Origin of the sequence: Psychromonas sp. (genome assembly GCF_047632995.1) — a bacterium.
Lineage (GTDB): Bacteria > Pseudomonadota > Gammaproteobacteria > Enterobacterales > Psychromonadaceae > Psychromonas.
Window position 1 is genome coordinate 1 of the sequence record NZ_JBLIEK010000106.1, and the last position, 13049, is coordinate 13049.

Annotated in this window: 8 protein-coding genes; all 8 read left to right on the plus strand. The window is 41.6% G+C overall.

Annotated elements, in window-relative coordinates:
* A partial coding sequence (locus tag ACJAT7_RS14850) for a tandem-95 repeat protein (RefSeq protein WP_415227583.1) occupies positions 1-2688 on the plus strand: 2688 nt, incomplete at its 5' end.
* Positions 2689-2883: 195 nt separating this feature from the next.
* Positions 2884-5106, plus strand: a complete 2223-nt coding sequence (locus ACJAT7_RS14855; protein ID WP_415227584.1) for a type I secretion system permease/ATPase — start codon at positions 2884-2886, stop codon at positions 5104-5106.
* Positions 5103-6476, plus strand: coding sequence for an HlyD family type I secretion periplasmic adaptor subunit (locus ACJAT7_RS14860; RefSeq protein ID WP_415227585.1), 1374 nt, complete (start codon positions 5103-5105; stop codon positions 6474-6476). Before ACJAT7_RS14855 ends, ACJAT7_RS14860 begins: the two co-directional genes overlap by 4 nt.
* A 20-nt stretch (positions 6477-6496) precedes the next feature.
* Positions 6497-7882, plus strand: coding sequence for a TolC family outer membrane protein (locus ACJAT7_RS14865; protein WP_415227586.1), 1386 nt, complete (start codon positions 6497-6499; stop codon positions 7880-7882).
* Positions 7879-8484, plus strand: coding sequence for an OmpA family protein (locus tag ACJAT7_RS14870; RefSeq protein ID WP_415227587.1), 606 nt, complete (start codon positions 7879-7881; stop codon positions 8482-8484). The genes ACJAT7_RS14865 and ACJAT7_RS14870 overlap by 4 nt, the downstream gene beginning before the upstream one ends.
* Positions 8485-8516: 32 nt before the next feature.
* Positions 8517-9191 carry a transglutaminase-like cysteine peptidase gene (locus ACJAT7_RS14875; RefSeq protein WP_415227588.1) on the plus strand — a complete coding sequence of 225 codons (675 nt, stop codon included), beginning with the start codon at positions 8517-8519 and terminating at the stop codon, positions 9189-9191.
* Positions 9192-9198: 7 nt separating this feature from the next.
* The gene (locus tag ACJAT7_RS14880; RefSeq protein WP_415227589.1) at positions 9199-11130 is read left to right on the plus strand and encodes an EAL domain-containing protein; all 1932 of its coding nucleotides are present in this window, start codon (positions 9199-9201) and stop codon (positions 11128-11130) included.
* 488 nt (positions 11131-11618) lie between these two features.
* On the plus strand, positions 11619-13049 hold a 1431-nt coding region (locus ACJAT7_RS14885), incomplete at its 3' end, for a hypothetical protein (protein WP_415227590.1).

A 13049-nucleotide genomic window follows, 5' to 3' on the forward strand; every position in this document is an offset into this window, starting at 1 on the left:
ACGGCTGATATCGTGTTTGACGGTATCAATGATGCACCGACGGTTGATTCCGCGACGGGCTCAACACAAGTTGAAAATGTAGCGCTGGCAGGTGACACGGTGGCAACCTTTACCGCGAGCGATCTGGACGGTGATGATGTGACCTTTAGCATCAGCAGCGGCAACGACAATAACTACTTCGAAATCACAGATAACAGCAGCGGCGTAGTGACCTTAACGGCATTAGGTGAAGCGGCGCTGGCGAATGATGCACTGCTTGATGTGACCTACACCTTGGGCGTGATAGCCAATGATGGCACGGTTAATTCAGCTGAAATGACGGCTGATATCGTGTTTGACGGTATCAATGATGCACCGACGGTTGATTCCGCGACAGGCTCAACACAAGTTGAAAATGTAGCGCTGGCAGGTGACACGGTGGCAACCTTTACCGCAAGCGATCTGGATGGTGATGATGTCACGTTCAGCATCAGTAGCGGCAACGACAATAACTACTTCGAAATTACCGATAACAGCAGCGGCGTAGTGACCTTAACGGCATTAGGTGAAGCGGCGCTGGGCAATGATGCACTGCTTGATGTGACCTACACGTTAGGCGTGATAGCCAATGACGGCACGGTTAATTCAGCTGAAATGACGGCTGATATCGTGTTTGATGGCATCAACGATGCGCCGGTCGCCCATGATGATTTAGCGACAGTGGTAGGAGATGGCATCATGATCGATGTCGTTGCCAACGATACTGATTTAGATGGCAGCATCGATCCAACGACGGTGGTTATCACGCGCCAACCAAGCAATGGCAATGTGTGGGTTAATGCGATAACGGGTCAAGTGACCTATATCCCAACGGGTGACAACAATGGTTCAGACAGTTTTGAGTACACGGTTGAAGATAATGAGGGGTTAGTGTCTAACCCGGCAACCGTCAATTTGACAGTGAAATCCGTTAACGAGATATCGGTGTTACAGGAAGATAAACATAACACTGTTGAAGATAAAATACTGATTGTTACTAAGGCAAATGGGGTGTTAAGTAATGATAGCGATGTTGATGATCTGCTTGAAGTTACAACGTTTACAGTGGCAGGGAATGTAGATACTGGTAGCGGTGTGGATATTGTATACAGCGCAGGAAAAAGTGTAATCATTGCTGAGAAAGGGACGTTATTACTCAATACTGATGGTTCATATGAGTTTGATCCAGCAGATAACTACTCAGGAGAGCTCCCTGTTGTAACTTATACAACCAATACAGGATCCAGCGATACGCTTACCATTACTGTCACTCCTGTTGCTGACTATATAGATGCTAGTGACTTTATTGCCGAAGTCGGCGCTGAAAACATCGTATATGTTGAATTAGGTGATACATCGAACGCTATCATCACAACTGAAAATGGGCATTCTAGCGGAGAAGTTACGAAGATCGAATATCCTGATGGAACCGTTATAACTTCAGCTTCTAATAATTACCTTTATACCAGCACTGGCCAGGGATTGGGGGTTGGAACGAAGGGTGACTTCCGTATCGATACAGGAGATGCGTTGACTGTTGGTTTGCCGACTTACGTAGCGGATCTTGGTTTGGTGTTTAAAAATGCTTCTGGACAGAGCATCACCTTTACCATGCAGAACATTGACGGTACGACCACGGTTCAGTCCTACACCTTCGATAATAAAGCGAATGCCTTATCCACTATGACCCTGAGCAGTGATAAACCGTTCAATATGTTCACCTTTGTTGTTGATGGCGACTCGAACGGTGGCAATGGCTCAACATTAGTTAGTCTGACAACAGTAGATATTATTCACACAACATACTCCTACCCGCTTGAGTTGGCTTATGGCTTTAGCGACACCGATGGTAGTGAAAGCATCAGCTCGATCACTTTGAGCGGTTTCCCCACAGGCACTGATGTCAGTATATATGAGGGTGACTACGATGGCCTGGTTGAGTTAGTCGACAATGATAATGGCACTTGGAGCATTGATGTGGGCGCTTTTACTCAGAATGGGTCTACTTTCAGCCTGACAGATCTGGTTGTTCAAACCGACAAACCCTTGCCTGAAGGATTTGATCCTAGCCTAGAGTTGACCGTGGTGGATGGCGCAGACAGCTCTGTTTCTATTCTCGGAGGCACAGAGTCAGAATTATTGCTAGGCTCGAATGGCAATGATCTCATTATTGGTGAATCCGGAAACGAATCCATCTCGGGGAAAGCTGGTGACGATATGTTAATTGGCGATTCCGGTAATGATTCCCTTATCGGCGGCGGCGGCGATGATTTCCTTATTGGCGGAGAGGGAAGCGATACCTTTATTTGGTTAGATGGCGATTCAGGAATTGATCACATTGCCGATTTCAGCCTAGCTGAGGGTGACAAGCTTGATCTTAGCGATCTGTTACATTTAGAGAAAGGTGATAACCTTGATGAGTTCTTAGATTTTGACTTTGATGATACTGGTACAACCATCTCAGTTCATGCGGATGGAACTGATTCTGTTACCCAATTTATTGTTCTTGATGGTGTTAATGCAGATGATTTAGGTGTTGCCGCTAATGCGGATGATATCACTATAATTAATACCTTGTTTAACGCCGATCATACTGGTCCATTACTTATCAGTGATATTAGCGCTATCGATGAGCATGCAGTCGTGATTGAGATTCCAGATGATCTCTAATAGGTAAGTAGCAAACAAATTAAAGAGCAGCCTAGTAGGTTGCTCTTTTTTGTTGTAAGTTGTTCGATATTTGTTAGCAATTATTGTTTTTTATGCTGATGTAACATAATATTTTTCTTTTAACTTATATAGTTACAGCTACCCTTCGATAAAAGATTCATTTTTTTTCATTAATATTTCTGAGAGAATTTTTTAATGCACTCTTCTTCAGCACAGCAAGAAAAACAGTGGACTATCAATGCCGGGCAGCGAATCAGCGAAGATCCACTCCTTGATTGTCTGGTTCTGCTTAGTGAACATTTCGGTAACCCTTGTTCGGCTGATGCGTTATCAGCGGGTTTACCCCTTACAAGCAGCAATCTTTCACCTGAACTGTTGCCTCAGGCTGCTGAGCGCGCAGGGTTAAGTGCAAAGTTAAGTCGTAAAAGTCTTGATAATATACCGGCAATGTTATTGCCCTGTATTTTAATGCTTAAAGATAAAAAAGCGTGTGTGTTACAAGAACTGGATATTAAAGCAAATAAAGCTGTTATTTCTCTGCCTGAAACGGGCGGAGAAGAGCAGCTAACCGTTGAAGCGCTTGAGTCTGTTTATGTGGGGTATCTGTTTTTAATTAAACAAAAATACCATGGTGACCGTGATTTTGATGTGCATTTAGGGGGGACTACAAAGCATTGGTTATGGGAATCTATTAGGCAGTCGGCGCCTGTTTATCGTGATGTTATTATCGCCTCTATTTTAGTTAATATTTTTGCTTTGGTGTCACCTTTATTAGTCATGAATGTGTACGATAAAGTCGTACCCAACCTAGCGTTTGAAACTTTATGGGTGCTCGCGATTGGTGCGTCGATTGCTTACACTTTTGATCTGATTTTAAAACAGTTGCGCAGTTATTTAATTGATGTTGCAGGTAAGAAAATTGATGTTCAGATATCTTCAAAGTTGTTTGCTAAAGTGATTGGTATTCCTTTAGAAAAACGCGCCGCAAGTGTGGGCGGGATGGCAAGGCAATTAGGGGAATTTGATAGTGTGCGCGAGTTTTTATCTTCAGCGACTATCACCGCATTGGTGGACTTACCCTTCTCTATATTATTCGTCTTTATTATCTGGTTAGTTGCGGGTGATTTAGCTATTTTTTCTGTTATTGCTGCGCTACTTATTATCGGCTATGCCCTGTTAGTACAACCTAAGTTACGCCATGCGATAGAAGAGAGTAATAAATTTTCTGGTTTGCGCCACGGTCACTTGGTTGAAAGTTTATCAACGATTGAGTCTATTAAAGCCAATGGTGCAGAAGGTGTGGTGCAGAATGCTTGGCAACAGATGTTAGGGCACACCTCCAACTGGCAATTAAAAACAAAAAATATCACCAATTCTGTTGCCAATGTGTCGAGTTCCGTTGTCCAGATGACTGTCGTCGCTGTGATTGTATTAGGGGTATACAGAGTGTCCGATGGGCTTATATCTATGGGCGGGATTATTGCTGCTGTGATGCTGTCGAGCCGTGCAGTTGGCCCGATGGCAAAAATCGCTTCCCTTATGACGCGCTATAATCAAACCTTAACCTCTTTAAGACAGCTTGACGGTATTATGAATCAAGAGGGGGAATTTGAAAATAAGGGGGATTTGGCGAGTCGCACTAAATTAGAAGGGAGTATTGTTATCGATCATGTCGGTTTTCATTATCCAAATATAGAAAAACCGGCTTTATATCCATTGTCGATTAAAGTAAAACCGGGTGAAAAAATAGCGATTATTGGTAGAAACGGCTCAGGTAAAAGCACGCTTGCAAAATTGATGCTTGGTTTATTCCAGCCAACGCTTGGAAGTGTTCGTTATGATGGTTTGCATCAAGGACAAATTCACCCTAGTGATTTGCGTCGTAACTTTGGTTATTTACCACAAGATATCGTGCTTTTTCATGGCTCGATTAAAGACAATATTTTATTTGGCACAAGGCAAGTGACAGAATATCAATTGATTCGTGCCGTGCAGCTCTCTGGCGTGAGTATGTTTACCGATCTAGAATCGGGTGGCCTCGATCAACAGGTTGGGGAAGGAGGGAAATCGTTATCGCGCGGACAGCGTCAAGCGGTTGCACTTGCTCGTGCTATTTTAAATGATCCGCAAATTTTATTGTTGGATGAGCCGACAGCGAGTTTGGATGCGCGTTCAGAAAAATTATTTATGAAATCAATGGCGCAAACAGTGAAAGAGAGAACGGTTTTTTTAATTACTCATAAGATGCATCTTCTGCAGTTGGTCGATCGCATTATAGTGCTGGATAAGGGGCATTTGGTCGCCGATGGGGATAAAGATATTATCCTCGAACAATTAAAAAATGGCCTGCTAAGTGCTAGTGCTAAGGAAACTAAGGAAGCTAAGGAAGCTAAGGAAACTAAAGAGGCTCAAAGATGAAAGTAACCAAGGAAGATCTGGAAATGGCTGACGATGTGTATGGTGCTATTTTAACGCAGGCGCCCACCATTCATCGTTTAACTATCTGGTCATTAGCGGCACTGTTTATCTGTTTTTTTGTTTGGGCATATTTTGCTGAATTAGACCGTGTAACCAGAGGCCAGGGAAAAGTGGTACCTTCAACACAGGTGCAAATTATTCAAAGTCTTGATGGTGGTATTTTGCAAGAGCTTTATGTAAAAGAGGGAATGGCGGTAAAGAAAGGGCAAATTTTGGCGCGCATTGATGATACTCGCTTTCGTTCTGACATGGCGCAGCAAAATAAAGAAGTGGATGCGTTACGTGCAGATATTATTCGCTTGCGGGCTGAATTGAGCAGTATTTTAATTGCCGACGTGGCTGACTGGACGCGGCAAATTAAAATCAGTATCAAATCTTTACAATTCCCTTCTGATTTACAAGACAATTCTAAAAAATTAGTGTTGAGGCAACAAAATGAATATAATGGCAGACTTAATAACCTTGAAAATCAGATAGCTATACAAGGTCATCAAATAAATCAACGTCAGCAAGAAATCAAGGAACTGGACTCTAAAATTGATACCTTGAAGACAAGTTTGAAGCTGGCAAACAGAGAGTTGGAGTTAACACGACCACTTGCGGTAAAAAATATTGTCCCCGAGATTGATTTACTGAAATTAGAGAGAACAGTTAATGATATCAAAGGTGAACTAAACGCACTGCGTTTAATGAAGCCGAAACAGCAATCTGCATTTGAAGAGTCGGTTTTAAAACGTCGTGAAGCCGTGCTTAAATACCGAACGGATGCGCGTGCACAGCTTAATGAGCTGCAGTCAAAATTTTCCAGAATAACCGAAGCGCAAGTGGGTGTGCAAGACAAAGTGAAAAAGGCATTAATAACCTCTCCCGTGATTGGCACTATCAAAACAGTCCATATAACGACCTTAGGTGGGGTTATTAAACCAGGGCAAGTATTATTAGAAATTGTACCTACAGAAGATAAATTACTGATAGAAGTAAAAATACTGCCTAAAGATATCGCTTTTATCCATATTGGTTTGCCCGCGCGGGTAAAAATAACGGCGTATGATTTCACCCGTTATGGTGGGCTTGAAGGTGTAGTTGAAAATATCAGTGCGGATACCACCCAAGATGATAAAGGAAACAGTTTCTACCTTATAAAGGTGAGAACAACAGAATCGAGTATGCACAGCAAAGATATGAAGGATATGCCAATCATCCCGGGAATGATGGCCTCTGTTGATGTAATGATTAGTAAAAGAACGGTGCTTGAATATATGTTGAATCCGATTTTAAGAGCAAAAGAGATGGCGCTCAAAGAATATTAATGCGCAGTAATGGAGTGGAAATGAAGTCCCTAAATTTTAGGTTAGCCAATAAAAGTACAATTGCAATGTTGTGTTCAGTGATCCTCTGGCCAATGAGTGCGCATAGTCAATCACTTGAACAAGCTGTTGCTCATACGTTAGACACAAATCCCGAACTGCGCGCGGCCTATACGCGTTTTAAAGTAAGTGAAAAGCAAGTCGAACAGGCGCAATCAGGTTATCTGCCAAGCGTTGATTTAACCGGTGGATACGGTTATGAACATACAGACAGTCCCGGTACACGACGCTCTAGCAGCGGTGATAGTGAAGATCTTATGCGCAGAGAGTTAGGTCTTAGCGTCACACAAAATATTTTTAGCGGCTTTCACACTAGCAGTGAAGTTAGCCGTACCAGTTATGCCACCAGTGCCGAGCAATGGCGACTACATGCGAGCGCTGAAGATTTGGCTCTGCAGGTCAGTAAAGTTTATATAGACTTGATTAAGGCTGAAAAGTTGGTGACGTTATCAGAGAAAAATCTTCAGGCGCACCAAGATATTTACCAACAGATTAAGCAACGTACCGATTCAGGTTTCAGTAGCAGCGCTGATTTGTCCCAAATCAATGGCCGTCTTGCTAAAGCACATTCAAACTTAATTGCCGCTAAAAATAATTATTTAGATAGTAAAGTAACCTTTTACCGCGTTATCGATCAACGCCCTGAAAATTTAGTCATTCCCTATCCAGATTCATCATTACTCCCTGCAACGGAAGAAGATGGGTTAAAACTGGCGCTCGATAATCATCCGGTTATTAAATCAGCGATGAATGATATCAGTGCCGCGCGTTACCAGCATGATGCGGCAAAATCGGCCTACTACCCAAAAGTATCATTGCAAGTTAACGCAAACTTTAATGATAACCTCGATGGTGAAGATGGCAGTGTTGGGAGTGTCGGTGGTGAAAATAATGAAGTGCAAGCTATGATTCGCGTCTCATATAATATTTTCTCCGGTGGTAAAGATGAAGCTTATGCTAAAGAAACAGCTTATAAAATTAATGAAGCCAAAGCGCTTAATCGTAATGTTTACCGAGAGGTTACCGAGGGGTTTATTCTTTCCTGGAATGCCTTTGAGCAGCTTAATTTACAAAAGAAATATATAAAAATGCATGTTATCGCAGCAAAAGATACGCAATCAGATTATCAACAACAATTCAGGATCGGGCAGCGCAGTTTATTAGATCTGTTAGATACTGAAAATGAACTGTATCAGGCTCGCCAAGACTTTCTCAATGCAGAGATGACAGAGATAACTGCGCAATATCGTATATTGCACTCAATGGGTCTATTAGTTGATGCATTGCGGGTAACTCGGCCTGACTCTTGGCAAGGTGAGAAGCAATTTGAAGGCGGTGTTACACAATGAGATATCTAATAACCTTTTTTTTATCCCTCTTTATTACAGCCTGTGCAGTACATGTAGATGAGATGACGGTAGAGCCTACCATGCAAAAGTTTGACTTAACGGATAGTGAAAGTGACGGCGTTATTAATGCGCGCGATCAATGTCCGGAAAGTTTTAGCGGTGCACAAGTTGATAACAGTGGTTGTGGTGCGGAGCGCCTGGAGAAAGTAAGACGTAACCTGCTGGTTAATTTTGCAAATGATTCTTATATTGTGGAGTCACAATTTCTGCCTGAAATTGCCGCATTAGCGAATTTTATGAAAGAGTATTCTGAAACTAAGGTGACGATTGAAGGGCATACCAGTAAGGTAGGTTCAAAAGCGTTAAATAAAAAATTATCGCAAAATCGCGCAGAAGCAATTAAAGATATTTTAGTGAATAAATTTGCGATTGACGAAAGTAGAATTACGCCGATTGGCTATGGTTTTGCAAGACTACTCTTAGAAGGGGATGATGAATACATTCACGCGCGTAATCGTCGTATTGTTGCTGAACTTTCAAGTGAGAAGTCATTTACTAATATGAAGTGGACTATTTATAGTGTTGACGAGCGTATAGAGTAGTATTCCTTACCATGAATATTAGGCGTTATAAAATGTGGTTGTACCTATTTAGCAGTTTAATACTGCTGATAGGTGCGACTCTGATTTATGCTAAATCTCCAAGCCAGTTAGATAAGCCTGAAATTATTAATGCGCTTTACAGTAATTATGGTGAGCGCGCGGCCAAAAGAGGTCATGCTTGGTTTAATGTGATGGAAAAATCTTATAATTTAATGGATTCAGAGAAGCTGGAGAATGTTAATCGATTTTTTAATATGCTGCGTTTTATTGATGATATTAAACTTTGGGGTGACAAAAACTACTGGGCGACACCGCTCGAGTTTATCGGTGTTAACGGTGGTGATTGTGAAGACTTTGCCATTGCCAAGTATTTTACTTTACTTGAACTGGGTATTCCCGATAAAAAGATGCGTATCACCATGGTAAAGGCAGTTAGACTTAATCAATATCACATGGTCGTGGCTTATTATGAATCCCCTAGCTCAGTGCCACTGATCCTTGATAATCTTGATGGTCTCATTAAACCCGCCTCCCAGCGTCAAGATTTAATACCCGTATATAGTTTTAATGGTAAACAACTTTGGCTCAATAAAGAAAAAGGGCAGGGTGTAGTTGCAGGAAAATCACAACGTATTAAACGCTGGACTAATTTAAATCAACGCATGGGTATCTCAAAAATGAGACAGCCAAAATTGAGCATGGAGTAATTGATAAATGACCCTTTTTAATCAGATAAATTCACTGTTATTCGGACTGTTTTTACTGGTAATGTCCAGTTTGATCTACTTCCAGTTTACTGAAACAAAAGAATTTATGAACAATCAGATGGCATCTGATCTAAATAATACCAGCACCTCTTTAAGTTTAATGTTAAAACCGCATTTAGAAACAGGGGATGAGGTAACCGTTGAAACGTTAGTTAACGTTATTTTTGAAGGCGGTTTTTACCGCAGAGTTGAGCTCACATGGATGGCCGATCACAAACAGCAAGTTTGGGATAATCCGGTTGTTATTGATGATGTTCCGCAATGGTTTGTTGATTTAGAACTATTTAAAGCGCAGAGCCAAGAGACGATCATCACATCAGGCTGGTTACAGTTAGCAACACTGAAAATAGAATCAAATCCAGCGATTGGTTACCGTGAATTATGGCGAATTATGAATGATACGGCGATGGTGCTTTCTGCTCTTTTCCTATTATCCCTCTTTTTAATGCGTATTCGTTTAAAAGTAATTCTCAAACCGCTAAATGAAGTCGCTGTTCACGCGCAGGAAATAGCACTGCGTAAATTCAAACCCGATATGCCATTGCCGACGACGACAGAATTAAAAGATGTTGTTGGCGCCATTAACTCTATGTCCGGGCAATTAAAGCTTGTTTTTAATGCCCTTGATGAGGAAGTTAACACCCTAAAACACGATAAATTTACTGATCCCGTGTCACAACTTCCCAATCGCCTGTATTTAACGGGGCAGTTAAATAGTTGGTTAGATGAACCTGGTTTTGGTGGGCTGTTATTAGCAAAACTAGACTGGTTAGAAGAGATTCATAGTAAATTTGGTTATCAAGTTCGTGATCAAACAATTAACATACTTGCCAATATGCTTCAGGAAAACTTACCTAAAAGTAGCGAAAATATTATTGCAAGGATTTCAAATACAGAGTTTGCCTTCCTCGTCACTAATGCGGATCGTAAACAAATAACAGAATATTTACAGTCGTTAATTCGTTTAATCAATCAAGAAATGTTAAAAGCGGGGTGTACGCCCAACAGCAATTTTGCAATTGGTATCAGTGAGCGTACCGGTGAAGTCACTCGTGCGGATTTATTAGCACAAGCTGATAATGCGCTGCAAAAAGCGCTCAATGAAAACAAAGTAAGTAACTGGTTTTATGTCGATACTCAGCAAGATTACAACCGCGAAGAGTGGCGTACTCGTTTAACAAATGCCATCAATAAGAATCAGTTTTCATTTCAATGGCAACCTGTGCATAGCACTGAAACTGGGGCCGTAATGCAGCATGAGATCTATTGTCAACTGAAAATGGATAATAAAATAGTGCGTGCCGGGCATTTCATGCCTTATATTGAACGTTTGTCATTAGGGCATAAGCTGGATCGTTGTTTACTTGAAAGCATTGTTGAGAATAATATTCTTAATGCCAGCAGTGAGCCAATAGCTATCAATTTAGCGCGCGAGAGTTTGTTGGATCATGAATTTCATAGCTGGCTAGCGTTATATTTAAAAAACATTCCCAATCCGGAAAAGCTGCACTTTGAAATACCAGAATCAGGGATCACCAAGAATTTAGAAGCTTGCAGCAAGTTATGTGCGATCATCAAAAAGGGCGGTGCACAGTTCGGCGTTGATAACTGTGGCAGACAGATGGGCTCGTTAGATTATTTACAGCAACTTAGGCCTTACTATATCAAACTGGATCTTTCTTTATCCTGTTATAACAGTGAAGAACAAGAAGATAATCAACAGAATTTAGAACTTTGCCGTGCGCTCGTTAATATCGCTCGCGGGTTAGATATTAAAGTGATTATCACTGGGATTGAGGATGAAGTGCATTTGCAAACGGTAAAACCACTGCGTGCAGAAGGCTATCAAGGATACATTGCTCCGCCTGTCGATATTTAGTATTTGCATCCGACATATTGAAAGCAGGTGCAGTCGACATCTGCTTTTTTTGTTCTTTTATTACCCCACTATATAGCTAACAACTATTCTTCAGTACTTAAATCCACTATATTTAAAAATATAAAACATTAAAAAACAAGGCGTTAATGTCTTATATATTCAGTGTCAATTGAAAGAAATATTCTTATAGATAAATAATATAAAAAAGCAAGCGTTAAATAGATAAAATCATTGACACTTCACAATATACGTCTTTACTTATAGGTGAAGAATGATCTTTTTATTTGGTGTAAGACTTATAAATAAGCAACCACAGTGTAGATTTATTCATTTTTATACAGATTTAAGTTGGTTAAAAAAGTCATTCTCTACGCATGAAATTAGCTTAGTAAAACTAATTTTCAGTAGCGTATTGGTTTCTCCGTCAATATTTGCTTGCTTAATATTTTGGAGATTATGCTTTTCCGGTGATTAATGGGGAGCTTATTATGAGTAACGATGACTTTGTTAAAAATCAGCCTAACGTACAAGTTGATGAAAATAGCCCTGTTGAAAACCCATCAACAGATGCCGAATTAATGTCAGCTACAGCTGATAAAAAGGCTCCTGCTGATGTAAATAATATTAATGTGGAGGCCCCTGGTGGTGTTGAGCAAAATGTAACTGATGCAGATCTAGTCAGTTTACAAGAAATAGCAGCAATTCAGGCTGCAATTGAAGCCGCTATTGATTCTGGTGAGGCAATTGAAGAGATTGAAACCGCCGCCGGAGATGATAGCCGTGACGGCGAGTTTTCAGCAGTAACTCTAGCCAGAGATGGCAGTGAAACATTAGCCAGTTCCTATTTCCAAACAGAGGGAATCGGGCTGTCAGAGATTAGCAATGAGATCGTTGATATTAATGAAGGACAAATTCCTCCAAACGTTTCGATAGTCGCGCTCAGCAGTCATACACAAGAAGGCAGTAATGCCGAGTTTATGGTTTTGTTAGATTATGCAACCTCAATACCTGTGACGGTAACCTTTACTATTGGTGGTGAAGTCGACGGGAATGATTTTGTAGATCCCGCTAGCCATACGGTCACCATTCCTGCAGGCGCGCTCTCCGTGCCTTTAAATATTGCCACTATTGATGATGGCATTTATGAAGGTGCCGAGAATTTAACTGTGACTGTAACCGGAACTAACAGTGATAGCTCTGTTATCGATTTAGATAACGCACAAGCAACGACTATTATTGTTGATGCTCAAAGTGCACCAATTGTATTATCAGTGACATCCGATATACAAGAAGAGGGCTCGAATTTAATCCATACCGTGACTCTCAGTGGTATTGCCGATAGCGCGAAAGAATACAGCTTTAACCTCACCGATATCAGCACTGAGCCGGATGATTACGGTGCGCCACTATTTAGTGATGGCGTGGCCTATGCCGCTGGGCATATCACAGTGCCCGCCGGTGTCAGCGAATTTACCGTGACCACCCCAACGGTTCCGGATTTAGTGGATGAAGAAGATGAGTCCTATAGTCTGGAAGTCGGTGGTGTAAACGCAACAGGTACCATTATCGATAATGATACCGTCAGCGTCCTCTCCGTTACATCTGATACAGCAGAAGAGGGCACGAATTTAATTCATACCGTGACCTTGAGCGGCGTAGCGGACAGTGCCAAAGAGTACGCCTTTACGCTGGTCAATAACACCACCGAAGATGCGGACTACGGCGTGCCTCTGTTCAGTGACGGTGTGACCTACGCAGACGGCTTTATCACCGTGCCCGTTAATGTCGTTAGTTTCACTATTACTACACCGACCGTTGATGATGCCATTGATGAAGAGAGTGAGTTCTATGATCTGACCGTCGGCGGTGTCGCTGCCACCGGTACTATCACCGATAATGATACCGTCAGCGTGCTTTCT